Source organism: Erythrobacter dokdonensis DSW-74 (genome assembly GCF_001677335.1).
GTDB lineage: Bacteria > Pseudomonadota > Alphaproteobacteria > Sphingomonadales > Sphingomonadaceae > Erythrobacter > Erythrobacter dokdonensis.
In genome coordinates this window covers 15,518-33,933 of record NZ_LZYB01000003.1, presented here as the reverse complement: position 1 = coordinate 33,933, position 18,416 = coordinate 15,518, and the positions used below count along the sequence as shown (strand labels likewise).

Genomic DNA, 18,416 nt, shown 5'->3' with positions numbered 1-18,416 from the left:
CCTCACAATGTCTGGTTGGCGTTGCGCAGCATCTCGTCGACCGCGCTCACCATCTTGGAATTGATCTCGTAGGCGCGCTGGGCCTCGATCATCTCGACCAGTTCCTCGACCACATTGACGTTGGACTGTTCGAGCATTCCCTGCCGCACGGCACCGCGCCCGTTCTCGCCCGCAAAGCCGAGCTCGGCCGGACCTGAGGCAGCGGTCTCGACCAGGAAGTTGTCACCGATCGCACGCAAGCCCGCCGGATTGACGAAACTCGCCACCGTCAGCTGGCCGAGCAGTGTCGGCGCGGCATCCCCGGGGGTCAGCGCGCTCACCGTGCCATCGGGCGCGATAGTGATCGACTGTGCGCCGGCGGGGATCTGCAGCGGCGGCTGGAGCGCATAGCCCTGCGAGGTGATCAGCGTGCCGTCGGCCGAGAGGGTGAAATTGCCCGCGCGGGTGAAGCCCACCTGACCGCCCGGCGGCAGCTCGACCTGGAAATAGCCGGGCCCGTCGAGCGCCAGATCGAGCGGGTTGGCGGTGGCGTTGAGCGTCCCCTGCGCCTCGATCCGTGTGGTGCCCTGCACCTGCACCCCGGTGCCGAGGTTGAGGCCCACGGCAAAGGCGGTCTGTCCGGTCGATTGCTGCCCGGCGACGCGCTGTTCCTGATAGGCGAGCGTGGCGAAATCGGCGCGGTCGCGCTTGAAGCCGGTGGTGCCGATATTGGCAAGGTTGTTGGCGATGACGCGCATCCGCGCATCCTGTGCCTCAAGCCCCGTGCGGGCGACGTGAAGGGCGGAAGTGGGCATTGGTCAGTGCTCCCTTGAATGGATCAGCGCAGGCCCATCAGGCCGCTGGAAGCTTCATCAAGCTGGCCTGCGGTCTGGATGATCCGCGCGCGCTGTTCGAAGGCGCGCTGGGCTTCGATCATCTGCACCAGCGTGTCGGCAGTCTGGACATTGGATTGTTCAAGCGCGCCGGTGGAAAGGCGTGCGGTCGGATCGGGCGGCAGCACGCCCCCTCCGGGTACCTTGAGGAAAGAGTCGATCCCCTTGGCGAGCGGGCTGCCGTTCGGGCTGACCAGCCGCAGCCGGTCGATCGTCTCGGGCGGGGCATTGGCGGCGGCCGGATCGCTCGCCATGATCGTGCCGTCGGCGGCGATGGCGATGGAAAAGCCCGGCGGCACCGAAATCGGGGTGCCGCCTTCGCCCAGGACCGCCAGCCCTTCGCCGTTCTCGATCACTCCCGAGGCGCCCACACGCAGGTCACCGCGCCGCGAATAGACCTCGCCCTGAAGATCGGGCGACTGGTAGGCCAGCAGCGCGTCTCCTTCCAGCGCGACATCCATCGGATTGCCGGTCGGCACCACGCGCGCGGCGGTCATGTCCGCCCCGCGCACATTGCCGCGCGCCATGGCGCGGGCTTCGAGCGAGCCGTCCTTGAGCGTCGCCGGGGTGACCGCGAAGACTTCCTGGCGAAAGCCCGGCGTGCTGGCGTTAGCGAGGTTGTTCGCCACCGCCCGCTGCCGGTCCATCGCCGCGTTCATCGCGGTCATGGCGGTGTAGATCAGCCGGTCCATGGTTCAACGGCCTTACTGCTGCCGCAGGTTGATGACGGTGGTGGAGATCTGGGTGGCGGTGTCGATCGCGCGGGCATTGGCCTGGAAATTGCGCTGCGCGGTCAGCAGCGAGACCATCTCCTCGGCAAGATCGACGTTGGAGCGTTCGAGCGCTCCGCTGATCATCTCGCCGTTGTTGCCGATGCCCGGGTTGCCGAAGATCGGCGGGCCGGAATCTCCCGATGCCTGCCACTTGGTCTGCCCGATGGCGCGCAAGCCGCTGGTGGCAGCGAAGGTGGCGAGCGCAATCTGTCCGACCGGGGTCGAGGTGCCATCGGCATAGGCCGCGCTGACAATCCCGCGGTTGTCGATCGTGACATTGGCGAGCGCCGAGCCCGCACCATTGGTCAGCGGCACGATCACGCTGGCCGGGACGGTCGAGGTCGGCACCCCCGCAGCATCGACCGGGAAGGCCTGCAGCCGGTTGCCGTTGGCATCCTGCAATTCGCCGGTCGCACGCAGCTGGAAATTACCGTTGCGGGTAAAGCTGAGATCGCCCGAGAAGGGGTTTTCGAGCGCAAAGAACCCGTCGCCGTCGATCGCGATATCGAGGCTGCGACCGGTCTGTTCGAGCGGGCCGAGCGCAAAGTCCTGGGTGATCGCCGAAACGGTCGCGCCGATGCCCGCCGTGCGGCGCGGATCGGTGGGCGCGCCGGTGGCAACCAGATCGGCAAACTGCGCCGAGCTTTTCTTGAAGCCCACGGTTTCGGCATTCGCGATGTTGTGGGCGATGACGCGCAGGTCGGTCTCGGCATTGCGCAGACCGCTGAGGGAGGTGAAGAACGACATGGGGTTGTGATCCTTGTGCTGGGGAAGGGGTCAGGGTTGCGGGTTGGTGAGGCGCTCGGCAGTCGCTTCCTGCGCCGCAATCAGCCGGTCGAGCTTGGCCGAAATCGCCTCGAGGGTGGCCGAACTCTCGGTGGTGGCCGCCAGCGAGGAGAACTGCGCCATCTGCGCCAGCATGTCCTTGTTGTCGGCCGGTTCCAGCGGGTCCTGGAAGGTCAGCTGGGTGGTGAGCAGGCGCAGGAAGTCGCCCTGGTCGAGCGTCTCCAGTCCGTTCCCGCTCAGGCGCGAGGGGGTGTTGAGCCGGTCAAGCGTCGATTGCGCGCCGGGGGTGATGGCAGTGCTGTCCATTACTGGCTCCTCAGGGTTTCGAGCATCAATTGCTTGGCAGTCTGGAGCGCCTGCACCAGGTTCTGGTACTGGCGGGCGCTCTCCATGATTTCGACCATCTCGGCGGTCTCATCGACGGGAGCTTCGAAGATGAAGCCCTCCGCATCGGCGAGCGGGTGGCCGGGATCGTAGCGCTTGGTCGGCGCGGTCTCGGCGCGCACGAGCCCACCCGAGGTCACCCCGGCAAGGCCCGAGGCACGGTCGAGCTCGACTGAAAACACCGCGCGGATCGGGCGATAGGCGCCCTCCTCGGTGCTCGAGACCGAGCCGGCATTGGCGAGGTTGGATGTCGCCGCATTCATCCGCACCATCTGCGCGCTCATCGCGCGGGTGGTCAGGGAGAACAGCGTCATGGGGGATTCGCCGGGCATGGTCATTCGCCCTTCAGCGCGCGGGTGATCGTATTGACCTTGCCCTGGACGAAGCTGAGCGTCGCGGAATAGGCTACGGCATTCTCGGCGAAGGCGACCTGTTCGCGGTTGAGCTCAACCGTGTTGCCGTCGAGCGAGGGCATGGTCGGACGGCGCCACACCATGCCGGCGTTCGGACCGTCGGCGGTCGCATCGCCACGCGCGTCGGCCAGCCGGGCATCGAGCGCGGCGTTGAAATCGATGTCGCGCGCCTTGTAGCCGGGGGTGGCGGCATTGGCGATGTTCGAGGCGATCACGCCCATGCGCTGCGACCGCAGGCTCAACGCCGCGCCGTGAATGCCGAAAAGTCTCTCGTTCATGCGGGTCTCCCCTCGTGTTGCCCGCCGGCTCGCATGCCGGGGCGACGATGGGTTTGCAGGAAGCGTGCCAGTTTGCCCGCAAGGAGGGCGGCGCGATGGGTCCGGCGCGGGACGCGGCAAGCGCTTGCCGCCAGTCCGGCAAGACCCTGCCGAAAATACCTAGCTTAAGCGGAGAATGGCCGAGACGTTCTGTGTGAGCGAAGGCTCTGCGTCCGGGGCCGGGAGAGGGGAACCTGATGTCCGTGAAATTTGCCGCCCTGATCGATCCGGGCGCCTTCATGATCGTAGTCGCGGGAACGGTTCTGGCCTGTGCGGCGCGCTGCGGCTGGCACGATTTCGGCGCGGCGCTGCGTGAAGCGGGGGCGCTGGCAAAGCCCGGCTTCGATGCCGAGGCCAACCGCAAGGCACTCGCCCGCGCAGTCAGCGCAATCCGCCGCGACGGCTCGCACCGGGCCAGTCCGGCATTGCCGCCCGACCGCGCCCTTGCATTGATGCTCGAAACCTATCTGCGGCACGGCTCGCTGGAAGCGCTGCAACGCACCCGCCGGGCGGAGCGCGCGCTGGACGAGGCGCGCAGGGTTTCTGCTGCACAGGTGTTCGTGTGGGCGGGGGAACTCGCCCCGGTGTTCGGGCTGATCGGGACGCTGTTCGCTTTCACCCAGCTCGCCCCGGCGCTTGGCAGCGATACCGTGAGCGTCACGCTGGCTGCGATCGCGACCTCGGTGTTGTCGACCCTTTATGGCGCCCTGCTGGCGCATCTGGCGTGTCACCCGTTGGCGAGCGCGATCGAGCGGCGGGGCATCGCCCGCGAGCAGGAGCGCGAGAAATTGGCCGAATGGTTCCTCGACCAGATCGCGGCACCTGCCACCTCACCGCCGCAAGACGGACGCGCGCAACTGCGGGGTGTCGCATGAGCGCCGCTTTGCTTTCCGCCCGCGGCAGCAGCCATGGCTGGCAGCTGATCCTCGCCGATCTGGCGCTGATCCTGTTCCTGCTGACCCTGTCCGCCCTGCCTGCCGGGGATACCGAAAGCCGGCCAGCCCCGGTCGGCAGGGCAGGGGTCTTGCCCTCCGCCCGCCCGGTCGCGGTCGCCGCGGCGCAGGCGCTCTACCGGCCGGTTGCGGGCGGTCCGGGTCTGGCCGAATGGCTTGGCACGCAGCCGCGCGATCCGCGCGCCACGCTGACCGTATTCGCCCGCTATCGTCCCGGCGGCGAGGCAGTGGCCTGGGCGGCCGCGCGCGGGCTTGCTGAACAAGCCAGAGGCAGCGGTGTGGCGGTGCGTACCATCATCACGGTCGGCGGCGAGGCCGATCTCTATGCCAGCCTTGCCTATGACGAGCCGCCCGCCGACTAGGCAAAGGCCGGGCCTCAGCCCACCATTACCCGGTTACGGCCTTCCTGTTTCGCGCGGTAGAGTGCGGCATCGGCCCGGCCCAGCGCGCTACGGGTGTCGCTATCCTCGGTCACTTCGGCGACCCCGCCCGAAAAGGTTACGCGCCCAAACGGCTGGCCGGTGTCGCGGTTCATCAGCCGCCGGGCGGCCTGGGCCAATCGGATCGCGTCGAGCTTTGCCCTCGCCGCCTGTTTGTCCATGCCATAGAACAGCAGCACGAATTCCTCGCCGCCATGGCGCGCGACGAAGCAGGCATCTCCGGCGTGTTCGTTGAGCGTCGCCGCGACCGCGCACAGCACACGGTCGCCGGCTTCGTGGCCATGATTGTCATTGATCAGCTTGAACCGGTCGACATCGCAAAAGCCCAGGCTGAGCTTCTCCCCCTTGGCCCTCGCCTCGATAGCGGCGGAGACCAGCCGGCGTTCGAAGGCGCGGCGATTGGGCAGGCCGGTCAGGTGATCGACATCGGCCTCCAGCCGCGCCTTGGCGAGGTTCTCGCGCAGGCGCTCGGTCTCCGCCTGGCTGCGCGCCATCGCGCTTTCAACCTGCTCAATCCGCGCCAGCATGGTGCGCGAGAGGTCGAGCACCTGCGCGAGGTCCCCCGCAGCTGCGGAGTCGAGCTCGATCTCGGCCATCGCCTCGATCCGTGCGCCCAACGCGCCGCGATGGTCGCTGGTCTCGCTCTGGGCCGAGCGCGCCGTCTGGGCAAAGCGCATCAGCGAATATTCGAGCTTGTCCATCAGCGCCTCGAGCTCGGCGATGCGTGAATGGTTGTCGGGATCGAGCCGCCCGAGCGTATCAAGCCAGCGCTGGTCGATCGGTTCGCCGGCAATTTCACGCGCGGCAAAGGCCTGCGCCAGTTCCGGGTGCGAGCCGGACAATCCGCCGCAAATGGCGGCGAGATTGCTGGCGGTCACGGCCAGGTCATGCGTCTCGACGAAATTCCCGATGCGCGCCAGCAGAGCCTGGCGAGCTTCTTCGGCACGGCTGGCGGCGCTGCCCGTTGACGGGTCTTCCGGATTGAGCGGCGGCATGCCGGCCGGACGTGGAACACGGGGAAGAAAACGCGAAGCAAACGACATGTCGGACCCTGTTACGGCTGGAAAGGTGGACGTTGCCTGCCGCTCTAGCCGCAACATGCTTAAGCCGCGCCGCGAGGGACCTCCGGTAAAGTGCCTAGGCGGGTTCGCAGTCGGCTTGGCACGCCTCTTGCTGCCATTGAGGGCAGACATCCCCCGTCCGGAACAGGAGCAGATTCATGGAGATTACCAATCCCTGGCCCGAAGGCTGGCGGCTTGCCCCGCTGGCAGCCACCATGTTGCTGCCGCTGTGCGACCCGCCGGTCGCAGCGCAACAGGCCACCGATCCGGCTGTGATCGACCGCGCAGTGGCGGCCTTCACCGGCGCGGCAACAGGCACGCCCGGCGGCGCGCGAAGCCCCGCCGACCCGCGCCTGCGCCTGGCGCCCTGCGCCGCGCCGCTGGCAGTTGCCTGGCACGGCACCGCGCGCCAATCGGTCCGGGTCGAATGTCCCGGTCCGGACCCCTGGCGCATCTTCGTGGCGGTCGACGGGACTGGCGGGAAAGCGGCCGCTCGTCCGGCGCTTCCGGCGATCAAGCGCGGCGATGCGTTGACCGTAATGGTGCGCGGGCGCGGCTTTTCGGTCCAGCAGGCAGGCGAGGCGATGGAAAGCGGCGTGGTCGGAGAATGGATCTTCGTGCGCACCGCGCGCAAAGCCGAACCGCTGCGCGCCCGCATCGAGCGCCCCGGCCTCGCCGTCATCCCGGCAAGCTGAAGAAATATTTAAACCCCCCTTAAAGCTGCCTCCGGAGCGCCGTTCTCGGGAGCAGCCTTTCCATCAAGGATATACGTCATGCCTTCTGTCGAACTCAGCAAACTGCAAGGGATCGCCGCCCCGCGCGCGGTCACCTCGGGCGAGCGGGCACAGATCGGCGCCCGCAGCGCTTCCACCCGTGCGGCCGACACGCCAGCGTCGGGGGTCAGTGTCGCCGTCGGCACCGCAGTCGAAGCCGCCAGTCCGCCGGTCGATGCCGAGCGCGTGGCACAGATCCGTGCGGCCTTGCAGGACGGCTCCTACCCGCTGGTGCCGACCCGGATCGTCGATGCGATGATCGCCGCGCAGGTCAGCTTTGCCGTTCCGGTAAAGGACTGACATCATGACCGGAAGGCCTGCCCGCCCCTCGCTCCCGCTTGCCGCACAGTTGCGGCAGATGATTGCCGTGCTCGAAGCCGAGCGGCAAGCGCTTGCCGCACTCGATGCCGACGCGGTGATCGCCTCGGCAAGGGACAAGGAAAGCCTGTGCGCTAGTCTGGCAGGGTTCGGGCCGGACGCGCTCGACGGCGAGACCCGCGCGCTGGCCGAGACCGCGCGCCACCTCAACGACGTCAACCGCCGGGTGCGCAACCTGCTCGCGGCGAATGTCGCCGCGCGGATCGAGGCGCTGGGCGGGCCGCGCCGGATGCCGCATCCGGCCTATGCCGCGATGCGCGGCTAGGTAGTCTTACGTAATCGCGGTCGCGCCAGTCTGGCACGCGGTTTGCAGAACTCCGCACGAAAGCGTCGTGACCTGCGGCGCTGAGCCATCCGGCGGAGTCTGCCTTGAGCACATCATCCCCCTCCTTCCTCCCCTCCGGCCCGATCCGCGCCGGGTTCGAGGCTGCTGCCCGCGCCCATCAGGCGGCGCGCGGCGGCGGTGCGATGCGCCAGATCGCGGCGCCGCAGCCCGGCTCGCCGGTCGAAGCCGCGATCGCCCGCGCGGCGGAAGCGACCACGGTCGATTTCGGCTTCCTGCTCGCCCAGGCCGAAGTCGAATCCGCGATGGACCCCGAAGCCCGCGCTGCAACTTCGAGCGCGACCGGCCTGTACCAGTTCATCGAGAGCACCTGGCTCGACACGGTGAAGCGGCACGGCACTCGCTTCGGTCTCGGCGCGCTGGCCGAGCAGATCGACGTCACGGCGGCGGGCAATGCCTTCGTGGCCGATCCGGCCCAGCGACAGGCGATCCTCGCGCTGCGGGCCGATCCCGAGGTCGCCGCGCTGATGGCGGCGGGGCTGGCCGAGGACAACCGCGCGCATCTCGCCCCGATCCTTGGACGCCAGCCGGACCACGCCGAGCTCTATCTCGCCCATTTCCTTGGCGCGGGCGGCGCGGGGCGGTTCCTGTCGGAAATGCAGGCCGACCCCTCGCAAAGCGCAGCGGCACTGTTCGCCCGGCCCGCAGCGGCAAATCGCGGGATCTTCTATGCGCCCGATGGCAGCCCACGCAGCCTCGCAGGCGTGATGGGGGTGCTGGAAGGCAAGCTGGAACGCGCGCTCGACCGTGCCGGAAGCGCACAGACATTGCGTTTCGCCCGCGCCGATTATCCCGCAGCTCCCGCGCAGCGCACGCCATCGCCCTATCTGATCGCGGATGAAGCCGTGTTCGGTCCCGGCCCTGCACCCGCACTGACCATGCCCGTTGGCTCCGCCGTCTCCCTGCCCCCCCGCGTGCCCATGTCGCAGCTGCTGGGCGCAACCTTCGGCAATGAGGCCAGCGCTGCCCCCGTACAGGTCCGCCGTGCCTATGACCGGCTGAAGGCGTTCGGTCTGTGAGCGCGCCGGACATGAATATCGCGACGTCCATCGAGCGGCTGCGCGCCATGCCCGCCATGCTGGCCCTGCCGGCCGGAATCTTCGCGCTGCTCGCACTTATGGTGCTGCCGATCCCGCCACTGCTGCTGGACGTGTTCTTCGTGCTCAACATCGCGATCGCGGTGGCGGTGCTCATGGTGGCGCTGAACGCGCGCCGGCCGCTCGATTTCTCAAGCTTCCCCACGGTGCTTCTGTTCGCGACCCTGCTGCGCCTCGCACTCAATGTCGCCTCGACCCGGATCGTGCTGATGAGCGGCCATGAAGGCGGGGCAGCCGCAGGCGAGGTGATCGAGAGCTTCGGCGCCTTTCTGGTCGGCGGCAATTTCGCCGTTGGCCTGTTCGTCTTCGCGATCCTGATGATCATCAACATGATCGTCATCACCAAGGGCGCAGGCCGCGTCTCGGAGGTCTCCGCGCGCTTCGTGCTCGACGCTTTGCCGGGCAAGCAGATGGCGATCGACGCCGATATCGCAGCAGGGCTTATCACCGCCGACGAAGCCCGCGAGCGCCGCCGCGACGTCACGGTGGAGGCCGATTTCTACGGCTCGATGGACGGTGCCTCGAAATTCGTGAAGGGCGACGCGATTGCGGCGCTGCTGATCCTCGGGGTCAACATCATTGCCGGGTTCGCGCTGGGAATGATCAGCCACGGCCTTTCGGCAGGCGAAGCGGGCGCGGTCTATGTAACGCTGGCTGTAGGCGATGCGCTGGTGGCGCAGGTCCCGGCGCTGCTGCTGTCGATTGCCGCCGCCGCCATCGTCACCCGCGTGGCCGATACGCGCGATCTTGCCGGACAGATTGGCGGCCAGTTCGCCGAGCCACGCGGCTGGCTGCCGGTGGCGCTGATCCTTGGCGCGATCGGGCTTGTGCCCGCCATGCCGCAGATGATCTTCCTGCCCGGTGCCGCCATCGCGGGCGCGATCTGGTGGCTTCTCAAGCGCCGCGCCGCCGCGCCGCCGCCAGCCCCTGTCCCCGAGGCCCGGCCCGCGCCGGATGCGATCACGCTCGAGGATGTCTCGGACGAGACGCTGGTGACGATCGCCCTGGGCTACGGCCTCGTGCCGCTGGTGGACGAGGAAGCCAAGGGCGGCGAACAGACCGCGCCGCTGATTGCCCGCATCACCGGCATCCGCAAGCAATTGTCGCGCGATCTCGGCTTCGTGCTGCCGCAGTTCCGGATCCGCGATTCGCTCGATCTGCCCGCGCAGGACTACAACGTGCTGCTGGGCGGGGTCAGCATCGCGCGCGGCACGGTGAAGCCCGGAAAGCTGCTCGCCATCGACGCGGGCGAGGTGCGCGCCGGCCACGGCCTGACCGGCGAGGCGACCCGCGATCCCAGCTTCGATTGCCCGGCGCTGTGGATCGCGCCTTCGACGCGCGACCATGCCGTGGCCGAGGGGTTTCTGGTGGTAGACCCTGCCACAGTCATCGCCACCCACGCCAATCAGGCCTTGCTGGCCGAGGCGCATCAGCTGCTCGGCCCCGACGAGGTGCGCGAATGGGTGGACAGCCTCAAGGCCCGCGCCCCGGCGCTGGTCGAGGCGGTAACGCCCGAACCGCTCAGCCTTGCGGCGCTGACCCGCACCTTGCGCGCCCTGCTGGCCGACGGGATCGGGCTGGCCCACCCGCAACCGCTGTTTACCTCGCTGGCGCTGGCGCTCCAGAAGACCTCGGATTTCGACGCGGTGATCGATGCGGTGCGCGCGGATCTTGGCGCACGCCTGATCGCCCGCATCGCTGCGCCGGGCGAGCCTCTGAAGGTGGCGACACTCGATGCGGGCCTCGAAAGCGCAATCCTTGGCGGGATGATCGACCCGTCAACCGGCCAGCCGCTGATCGAGCCCGATTGCGGTAGCATGATCGCGCGCGAGGTTAACCGCCTGGCCGATGCAGAGCAGGGCGCCATCGCGCTGATCGTCCAGCCGCCCGCACGCCGCGCGCTGGCCGCGCTCCTGAAGCAACGCGCGCCGCGCTGCCTCGTCCTGTCGATAGCCGAGCTGCCCCCGACCCAGCCGATCGCGGTGGTGGGCGTCATCGGCGAGGCCGCGCCGCCCGAGGCTCCCGCGCTGGCCGCACCTGAAGCAAGGGAACCTTCCCCATGAAGCACGACCACACCAGCTTTGCCGCCGCTACCTCCTATTGCCCCAGCCGCGCCGAAGTCGAGGACCGGGTGCGCCGTTTCCTGCCGCTGGTACGCCGCGCGGCCTGGCATATTCACGGCAGCGGACGGGACGGGCTCGAGATCGAGGACCTGGTGCAGGCAGGCATCGTCGCGCTCACCGAATGCGCCCAGCGCCACACCGGGCCGACCGAGGACGGCTTTGCAGCCTATGCCAAGATCCGGGTGCGCGGGGCGATGCTCGACGAGGTACGCCGCGCCGCGCATGACACCCGCACAGCGCGGCGCAAGCGGGCCGCCTATGACCGCGCGCTCGAGGCCTTGCGCGGGCAATTGGGGCGCGAGCCAAGCCGGTCAGAGCTGGCGCGGACGCTGAAGGTCGACGATGCCGGATTGCTGGCGATCGAGAGCGCAGGCGTGACGCTGACCCCTATTTCGGAAGAATATGATGAACACTCCACCGCCTTTGCCAGCGAAGATCCCGATCCCTTCGAGGCGCTGTGCGCGGCCGAGGACCGCGAGCGATTGCTGCAGGCGATGATCGCGCTGCCCGACCGGCTGAAGCTGGTGCTGCAACTGTTCTTTGTGGAGGAAATGAACCTCACGGAAATCGCCGCCGTGCTCGAGGTGAGCGTGCCGCGCGTCCACCAGCTGCGCGCCAAGGCGCTCAAGGACCTCAAGGCGCTTATGGAAAAGGAGGAGGCGGGCTAGGCCCTAACCCGCATCCCCGTCGACATGGCCGCTGCCTGCATGGGTCGCCGCTTCAGATCCGCCTGCCGCGCCGCCCTGACCCGCTTCCCACCAATAGGGGAGGCGCGCGGGGGTCCCGCTGCCGACCTCGCCCAGCGTTTTCGCGTCATAGAGCCGCCCGCCGAGCATCACCTGCTCGATATCGTCGGAATTGCGGATGTCCGCGCTCGGATCGGCGGACAAGATCACGAGATCGGCGAGCTTGCCAACCTCAAGGCTGCCGATGTCCTTCGCCATGCCGAGCGATTGCGCGGGGACGATCGTACCCGCCTTCAATGCCTCGACCGGGCTCATCCCGCCGCGCGCGAAGCTCCACAGCTCCCAATGTGCGCCGATGCCCGCCTGCTGGCCGTGCGCGCCGATGCTGACCTTCACCCCGCGCTCCGCCAGCTTGTCGGCCTCGCGCGCCGAATTGTCGTCGACAAAGGCCCATTCGGGCGCCTTTACCCGCCGGCCATTGGCGGCGAGCAGCGCCTTTGGCGGGGTGTGGATCATCAGCGGGTGATCGAACACATCCATCGCCTGCCGCCAGTAGGGATCGCCCGCCAGCCCGCCATAGGTGACGACCAGCGTCGGGGTGTAGTTGCTGTTCGACTGGCCGAAGAACTGCAACACGTCCTCGTACATTACATCGACCGGGACATTGTGCTCGATGGTCGAATTGCCGTCGGCGACGAGGTTCATGTCCATCCCGAACAGCGATCCGCCCTCGGCCACCACCAGCATGTTCTCCTGCGCGGCGGCGCGGGCGACCATCTGGCGCTGTTCGCGCCGGGGCTGGTTGTAGTTCTTGACCGAAATCCCGCCCTGCGCCTTGATCCGGCGCACATGCGCGAGCGCGTCCTCGTAGCTGTCGATCCGGGCATAAACGCCGGGCGCCTTTGCGCCGTAGATGATTTCCCCGGTCGAGAAGATGCGCGGCGCGAGCGTTAGCCCGGCGCGCTGGCGTTCGGCAGTGGCGAACACCGTGCTTGCCTGGCTCGAGGGGTTGTGAATGGTGGTCACGCCCAGCGCGAGATCCTGAAGCAGCGTCCAGTTCTGCTGCGGGATAAGATCGCCCACGCCGTAAGGCCCGTGGGCATGGGCATCGACGAGACCGGGCATGATGGTCTTGCCGCTCGCGTCAATCACGGTCGCACCTGCGGGGACCGTCACACTACCCGCCGCGCCAATCGCCGTGATGCGGTCGCCCGTGATCACGATCACGCCATTGTCGATCGCGCCCGCATCGTCACGCGCAAGGTCTGCCTTCATGGTGAGGATGCGCGCGCCGGTGATGACGATGGTGCCGGCGGGCTTCGCAGCCTCGACCGGAACGCCGAGCAGCACGCCTGTCGTGGGCGGGGTGAAGGGCGCGGCCTTGTCGCTTGCCCCCTTGGGCGCATCGGGGAAGAATTGGGCCGTCTCGGCGCTTTGCAACTCCGGCCCGATCGACCAGAACAGCGTTGCGCCTCCGTTCGCCCAGCCGAGATAGTCCGCACCGCCCGTGCTGACCTTGGTAACCGGCAGGGGGCCGCCCTTCTCGCTCACGTCCACCGGCTTGCCGCCGGGAACCAGCGGCATAGCGAAAACCTCGTAATTCTGGCGGAAGGCGATCGTGCGCTCGTCGGGGGCGATGCGGAAATCATTGGCGAGCTCGCCGCGCGCATGCACCCGCTTGGCCTCGCCATTCAGATCGGTCGAGATCAGCGCCAATCGTCCGCCCTCGCCCGCGAGCATGAACAGGCGGTCGTTCCCGGAGCCCCATTGGGGATTGCCTCCGCTACGGCTGACAAGGCGCGGCTCACCTCCGGCGACGGGCATCACATAGATGCCGGGATTTTCCGAATGTTCGGGCGCGGTCAGATAGCCGCCCTCGCGCCTTTCGAAGGCGATCATCGTGCCGTCGGGCGAGAAGGCGAGGTTGCCGTAATGGCCCGGTCCGGTCAGCACCCGGCGGTTTTGTCCATCGGCATCGGCGATCACGATCTCGCCCAGCGTGGTATCGTTCCAGCGCATATAAGCGAGGCTTTGCCCGTCACGGCTGAAGGCGGGAAAGGCCTCCACCACATCGGCGTTGTCGCCGGTCAATGGGCGGGGCAGGTCCTTGCCCCGCGCCGACTTCACATAGAGCCGCCCGAGGCTTTCGAACACCACCCGCGAGCCGTCGGGCGACAAGGTGGCAAAGCGCGGCATGGTGGTCATGAAGCTGTCGGGCGCAACCTCGATCACCGGATGCGGCGCATCGGCAATGCCGCGCGTGTCGTTGATCGCGAAGGGGATCACCGCATGGCCCGTCCCGTCGCGGTTCACGCGGTTCAACTTGCCCCCCGCCCAGAACACGATACCGCTCGAATCCGGCAACCAGTCGATATTGGGATATACCCCGGTCACCGCCCAGGTTTCCTGCACGTCGAGATCGAGTGCGCCGTAGATCATCCGCTCGCGCCCGCTGGCAAGGTCTTTCACCCACAGCTGGCTGGTATCCTTGTCGCGCCGGACAAAGGCCAGTTCCTTGCCATCGGGCGAGGGTGCGGGGCGCACCGCGCCGCCATAGCCGCTGACAGCGGTGGTAACTTCGCCAGTGGCGAGATCGTGGCGCTCTATGGCGAAGATGCCGGTCTGCGAATCCTGCGCGTATTCGAACACATTCCCGCCGGTGGTGTTGCGGGTGTAGTAGATTGCCGAGCCGTCGGGCGCGAACACCGGCTCGCCCAACTCCTTCTGCAGGCGTTCGTTGGCGCGTTCCACCACCTGCACCCCGCCGCCGCCCGAGACGTGGTAGATCCACACCTCGCCAGTGCCGAGCGAGCGCTCGGTGGTGTAATGCTTCTTGGCGGCGATGAAGCGTCCGTCGGGCGACCAGGCCGGCTGGTTGAGGAGGCGGAAGTCCTCCTTGGTCACCTGCCGCTTGTCAGAGCCGTCGGCGTTCATCACCCAGATATTGTCCCCGCCGCCGCGGTCCGAGGTGAAGGCGATGCGCGCGCCATCGGGCGAGAAGCGCGGATGGACGTCCCATGCAAGGCCCTCCGAGATGCGCGTCGGTGTCCCGCCGGTGATGGGCATGGTGTAGATATCGCCGAGCAGGGTGAAGGCGATGGTCTGCCCGTCGGGCGACACGTCCACGTCCATCCATGTGCCTTCATCGGTCTTGATCGGCACCTGCTTGATCTTCGCGCCGCGCGGCGCCTCGACGCTCCAGCTTTCTTCGGCTTTGGCCCCTTTGCCCTTGCCTTGCGCGGAAAGCGGCGCGGCGTTCAGGGTGGCAAGGCAGGCGACCCCGGCAAGCAGGACGGCAGCGAAACGGCGCATGATATTCTCCCCTCTGTCGGCGCGGGAGACTAGCGGCGCGCAAGGATATTGCTAGGGGCGGGAATGTCGTTGGTCGATTAGGGACGGCGGCTCAGGGGGCATGGGATGCTGCGGACGATCACCAACAATTTTGCGCTGCTGACGGTGCTGGGGGTGGCGTGCGCGTGGATCTTCCCGCCTGCCTTTACCTGGATGACCGATGGCAGCATCCGCGTTGCCGGACAGCCGCTCCTGAGCCTCGCGCTCGGCACGATCATGCTGGCGATGGGGCTGACGCTGAGCTTTGACGATTACCGCAGCCTCGCCCGCCTGCCGCGTGCGCTCGTCGCCGGGGTGGGCTTGCAATTCGCGGTAATGCCGCTGGCGGGCTTTGCGATTGCGCGGGCGATAGGACTGGAGCCGGGGCTGGCGGTGGGGCTGATCCTTGTGGCCTGCTGTCCGGGCGGAACGGCCTCTAACATCGTCGCCTTTCTTGCGCGCGGCAATGTCGCGCTGTCGGTGGCGATGACCATGGCCTCGACGCTGGCCGCCGTGGTGCTGACCCCGCTGCTGACAGGCTGGCTGGCCGGGGCTTATGTCGAGATCGACCGGGCGAACCTGCTGGTCAACATGGTAAGCATCGTGCTTCTGCCGGTGGCGGCGGGGACGCTGCTCAATCGTCTGTTCCCGCGCGCTGCCGCGCGGGTGAGCGCGGGCCTGCCGCTGGTTGCTATCGTCCTCGTCATCTGGATCGTGGGCGGGATCGTCGGCGGAGCAAAGGCGCAAATTGCCGCGCACGCCGGCGTCTTGCTGCTGGCGACCTTCCTGCTCCACGCCTGCGGCTTTGCACTGGGTCACGCGCTGGCGCGGGCGCTGGGGCTGGGCGAGGTGGAGGCGCGGACGATCAGCATCGAGGTGGGGATGCAGAATTCCGGCCTCGGCTCGGGCCTCGCCAAGACCCCCGCCTTCGCCGCGCAATTCGCCAGCGTCGCGCAGGCCGCGCTCGCCCCAGTGCCCGCCGCGATTTCAGCGGTATGGCACGTGTTGATCGGGAGCGTGCTGGCGGGGATTTGGCGGCGGCGAGGCTCCTAGCGGTACATCCCCCGCTTCGGCCCGAGATAGCCGAACAGATAGGCCCCCACCTTCCTCATCTGGATCTCCTCGCTGCCTTCGGTGATCCGATACCGGCGGTGGTGGCGGTAGATGTGCTCGAACGGCTTGTGGCGCGAATAGCCGATGCCGCCGTGGACCTGCATCGCCCTATCGGCCGCCTCGCACACCAGCCGGTTCGCCCAGTAATTGCACATCGAGACCTTGTCCGAGATTGTCCGCTCGATCTCTTCGTGGGGCATGTTGTCCATCTCCCACGCGGTCTTGAAGATCAGCAGCCGCAGCATCTCGGCCTGCGTCGCGAGCTCCACCAGCGGGAACTGGATGCCCTGATTGCGCGCCAGTTCCTCGCCGAAGGGCTTGCGCTCGCGGGCGTATTTCACGCTTTCATCGATGCAATAGAGCGCCGCGCCGCAGGAACTCGCCGCCTGCCGGATGCGGTTCTGGTGGACGAAGCTCTGCGCCAGCGCGAGGCCGCGGCCTTCGACGCCGAGGATCGCGGAGTCCGGCACCCAGACATTGGTGACGCTGAGGCGCGGGTGGTCGGTGGGCATGTTGAAGGTCCACATCCACTCCTCGATTTCGAGGCCCGGCGTGGGGTTGGGGACGAGGAAGCAGGTGATCCCGCTCGCATCGCCCGCCTTGCCCGAAGTGCGGGCGAACATCGCGCAGTGGGTGGCGACGTGCATCCCGGTGATCCACATCTTCTCGCCGTTGATCAGCCAGCCATCCACCCCGTCGCGGGTCTCGCGCACCGCTTGGGTCTCCATGTGGGTGGCGTCGGAGCCGTGGTGCGGTTCGGTCAGCCCGAAAGCGACGCGCCGGGTGCGTTCGAAGCCGCCGAGGATGAATTCCTGCTTCTGCTCCTCGGTGCCCCACTGGTCGAACATGGCGACGAAGGGGAAGTTGCCGACGATGGAGTGCTCGTTCTGGAGATCGTTGTGGAGACCCAGCCCCTGGCGCGCGAAATGCTCGCGGATCACCGCCATCCAGAGGTTGCTGCCGTCCTTCCCGCCATAGCGCTTGGGCGCGGAGAAGCGCCAATGCCCGGCCTTGTCGGCGCGGCGGGTGGCCTCTTTCAGCAATTCCTCCCACTCGTGCCGGGGCAAGCCGCCCGCCTCAAAGTCCGTGCGCGCATATTCGCGGCGATGGTCGAAGAAGCGGATGTTGTCGTCCTGCTGCTCCAGCGGCTTGATCTCGGCGGCGATGAAGGCGTCGAGTTCGTTCAGGTAGGCTTGCAGGTCGGAGGGGATGGCGAAGTCCATTAGTGTTCTCCAATCCATTTCTGGCGGGCAGCGCGAAGCGTGGGGTATTTGGGAACGTCGGCAGACAATTTGCTGAAGGCGCGGTGGCGCAGTGCTGCGAGCATCTCCGGTGTTTCAAGGGAGCGCTTGCCGGTCAGAATGTCTTGGGCAAGCACCCGATCGCTTGCGAATGCACCAGTCTCGAAATGACGGATTGTCATCCCGAGCGCATTGCGGGCCACCGCCAGTTGAAACCGGTTGTGGCCTGAAACCTCGTTCTTGATCGCCTCAAGCAACTCGTTCACCGCGATCAACAATTCCCGGTCGCTTGCTTCACCGAGGCTCCTCTGAGGAATCTCATGCACCGGGAACATCTCGCGCGCCCGCTCCTCCTCCGGCGCGTCCTCCTCCAGTAGCAGCAGCAGATCGAGTTCCTGCTCGCTCGTCCGCCGCGAGATCACCACGCGTTCGAGCATCCGGTCCGCGCCCGAGCGCCACTGCGCCGCCATCTTGAGGCACCCGAGCGCCCACCACACGGTGCGGTAGATCGTCCAGAAGCGGAACCGGGCGGGGTCGATGATGACACCCGCCTCGGCCTCATAGGCGGCGATGTAGTCCGCGATGCTCCCCAGTCCCAGCGCGGGCCGGTCGTAGCGGACGAAGCGCCAAACGGCCATGCAACCGAAGGCCAGATCCTCGTGGCGATCGCCGAAATGGGCGATTTCCCAGTCGAGCACTCCCGTGAGCCGCGAGCCCTCCACCAGCAGATTGCCCATGCGGTAATCGCCGTGGTTGAGGACCGGCTCGACTTCAGGCGGGCAATTATCCTCCAGCCACTTGAGGCCGAGCGCGATGATCGGGCGATCCCCGCCTGCGTCCATGAACTGCTGTTTGAGGTCGGCGATGGCCGCACGGTAATCCATCACCGGCACGCCGTCGGGCACATCGCCCTGCAGCAAGCGGTGGATGCGCGCCAGATCCCGCGCCGCCTCGCGCAGCAGCCCGTCAGGGTCGTCACAGCCGAGGATCACCTTGGGGTCAGCCGTCCCCGGCAGAGCGCGCATGACGAAGCCCGAGCCAAGCCCGTCCGCCTCCTCCAGCACCGCCACCACTTCCGGCGCGGTCACCCCTTTGGCCCGCGCGGCCTCGATCAGCGCCGCCTCAGTGGCGTGCCCGTAAGGTCGCCCCTCCATGAAGGCAAGGCTCGGCGCGCGGCGCAGGACGTAGGGCTGGTCGCCAGCGGCAAAGCGCCAGCTTTCCATCACCGCCCCGCCCGTCAGGCGCTGCGGCTGAGACGACAAAGCGCCGAGGCCGACGCGGGCTATCACCCGCGCCAGCCCGGCGCTCAGATCATCGGCAGACAGCCCCACGG

Annotated in this window: 19 protein-coding genes; 9 read left to right on the top strand and 10 right to left on the bottom strand. The window is 67.6% G+C overall.

Features of this window, described 5'->3' with window-relative positions; translation table 11 throughout:
- Positions 1-2 precede the first annotated feature (2 nt).
- From flgG to flgB, 6 genes are read right to left on the bottom strand one after another with little or no spacing between them, the layout of a single operon-like run.
- Positions 3-794, bottom strand: a complete 792-nt coding sequence (gene flgG / locus I603_RS06645; RefSeq protein ID WP_068863405.1) for a flagellar basal-body rod protein FlgG — start codon at positions 792-794, stop codon at positions 3-5.
- 23 nt (positions 795-817) lie between these two features.
- Positions 818-1,564, bottom strand: coding sequence for a flagellar basal body rod protein FlgF (locus I603_RS06640; RefSeq protein WP_068863403.1), 747 nt, complete (start codon positions 1,562-1,564; stop codon positions 818-820).
- Between the two features lie 12 nt (positions 1,565-1,576).
- A complete protein-coding gene (locus tag I603_RS06635; RefSeq protein ID WP_068863401.1) occupies positions 1,577-2,392 on the bottom strand; it encodes a flagellar hook-basal body protein in 816 nt (271 codons plus the stop codon).
- Positions 2,393-2,422: 30 nt separating this feature from the next.
- Positions 2,423-2,737, bottom strand: a complete 315-nt coding sequence (locus I603_RS06630; RefSeq protein ID WP_068863399.1) for a flagellar hook assembly protein FlgD — start codon at positions 2,735-2,737, stop codon at positions 2,423-2,425.
- On the bottom strand, positions 2,737-3,153 hold the full coding sequence (gene flgC, locus I603_RS06625; RefSeq protein WP_068863397.1) for a flagellar basal body rod protein FlgC: 417 nt from the start codon (positions 3,151-3,153) through the stop codon (positions 2,737-2,739). Before flgC ends, I603_RS06630 begins: the two co-directional genes overlap by 1 nt.
- On the bottom strand, positions 3,150-3,506 hold the full coding sequence (gene flgB / locus I603_RS06620; protein ID WP_068863395.1) for a flagellar basal body rod protein FlgB: 357 nt from the start codon (positions 3,504-3,506) through the stop codon (positions 3,150-3,152). Before flgB ends, flgC begins: the two co-directional genes overlap by 4 nt.
- Positions 3,507-3,742: 236 nt before the next feature.
- Between flgB and I603_RS06615 the strand changes: the two genes are divergently transcribed.
- Together I603_RS06615 and I603_RS06610 are read left to right on the top strand one after the other, a co-directional pair.
- The gene (locus I603_RS06615) at positions 3,743-4,420 is read left to right on the top strand and encodes a MotA/TolQ/ExbB proton channel family protein (RefSeq protein WP_068863393.1); all 678 of its coding nucleotides are present in this window, start codon (positions 3,743-3,745) and stop codon (positions 4,418-4,420) included.
- Entirely contained in the window at positions 4,417-4,860 is a 444-nt protein-coding gene (locus I603_RS06610) for a hypothetical protein (protein ID WP_068863392.1), read from the top strand. The genes I603_RS06615 and I603_RS06610 overlap by 4 nt, the downstream gene beginning before the upstream one ends.
- A gap of 14 nt (positions 4,861-4,874) precedes the next feature.
- Here I603_RS06610 and I603_RS06605 read toward each other — a convergent pair whose 3' ends face one another.
- Complete coding sequence (locus I603_RS06605; RefSeq protein WP_068863390.1) at positions 4,875-5,933, bottom strand: GGDEF domain-containing protein; 1,059 nt, start codon at positions 5,931-5,933, stop codon at positions 4,875-4,877.
- Positions 5,934-6,157: 224 nt separating this feature from the next.
- On the opposite strand from I603_RS06605, the gene I603_RS06600 reads away from it, so the two are divergent.
- The 6 genes from I603_RS06600 to I603_RS06575 all read left to right on the top strand — a co-directional run bounded on the left by I603_RS06600 (position 6,158) and on the right by I603_RS06575 (position 11,381).
- Positions 6,158-6,694 (top strand): flagella basal body P-ring formation protein FlgA, encoded by a 537-nt coding sequence (locus tag I603_RS06600; protein WP_086621749.1) that lies wholly within the window; start codon positions 6,158-6,160, stop codon positions 6,692-6,694.
- Positions 6,695-6,772: 78 nt separating this feature from the next.
- Entirely contained in the window at positions 6,773-7,072 is a 300-nt protein-coding gene (locus I603_RS06595) for a flagellar biosynthesis anti-sigma factor FlgM (RefSeq protein ID WP_084439931.1), read from the top strand.
- Between the two features lie 4 nt (positions 7,073-7,076).
- Entirely contained in the window at positions 7,077-7,415 is a 339-nt protein-coding gene (locus tag I603_RS06590; protein ID WP_084439929.1) for a flagellar protein FlgN, read from the top strand.
- A gap of 104 nt (positions 7,416-7,519) precedes the next feature.
- The gene (locus I603_RS06585) at positions 7,520-8,512 is read left to right on the top strand and encodes a transglycosylase SLT domain-containing protein (protein WP_232305273.1); all 993 of its coding nucleotides are present in this window, start codon (positions 7,520-7,522) and stop codon (positions 8,510-8,512) included.
- 47 nt (positions 8,513-8,559) lie between these two features.
- A complete protein-coding gene (locus tag I603_RS06580) occupies positions 8,560-10,653 on the top strand; it encodes a flagellar biosynthesis protein FlhA (protein ID WP_407643897.1) in 2,094 nt (697 codons plus the stop codon).
- On the top strand, positions 10,650-11,381 hold the full coding sequence (locus I603_RS06575; protein ID WP_068863388.1) for a sigma-70 family RNA polymerase sigma factor: 732 nt from the start codon (positions 10,650-10,652) through the stop codon (positions 11,379-11,381). The genes I603_RS06580 and I603_RS06575 overlap by 4 nt, the downstream gene beginning before the upstream one ends.
- Before the next feature lie 3 nt (positions 11,382-11,384).
- On the opposite strand, the gene I603_RS06570 is transcribed toward I603_RS06575, so the two are convergent.
- Positions 11,385-14,711, bottom strand: coding sequence for an amidohydrolase family protein (locus I603_RS06570; RefSeq protein WP_068863386.1), 3,327 nt, complete (start codon positions 14,709-14,711; stop codon positions 11,385-11,387).
- Positions 14,712-14,816: 105 nt separating this feature from the next.
- Here I603_RS06570 and I603_RS06565 point away from each other — a divergent pair, with 105 nt between their 5' ends.
- A complete protein-coding gene (locus I603_RS06565; RefSeq protein WP_068863384.1) occupies positions 14,817-15,782 on the top strand; it encodes a bile acid:sodium symporter family protein in 966 nt (321 codons plus the stop codon).
- Here the strand turns inward: I603_RS06565 and I603_RS06560 are convergent.
- Together I603_RS06560 and I603_RS06555 are read right to left on the bottom strand one after the other, a co-directional pair.
- Positions 15,779-17,065, bottom strand: a complete 1,287-nt coding sequence (locus I603_RS06560) for an acyl-CoA dehydrogenase family protein (RefSeq protein WP_068863382.1) — start codon at positions 17,063-17,065, stop codon at positions 15,779-15,781. The two genes, I603_RS06565 and I603_RS06560, sit on opposite strands and share 4 nt — an antisense overlap.
- Positions 17,065-18,414 carry a phosphotransferase gene (locus tag I603_RS06555; protein ID WP_068863381.1) on the bottom strand — a complete coding sequence of 450 codons (1,350 nt, stop codon included), beginning with the start codon at positions 18,412-18,414 and terminating at the stop codon, positions 17,065-17,067. Before I603_RS06555 ends, I603_RS06560 begins: the two co-directional genes overlap by 1 nt.
- Positions 18,415-18,416: the final 2 nt, after the last annotated feature.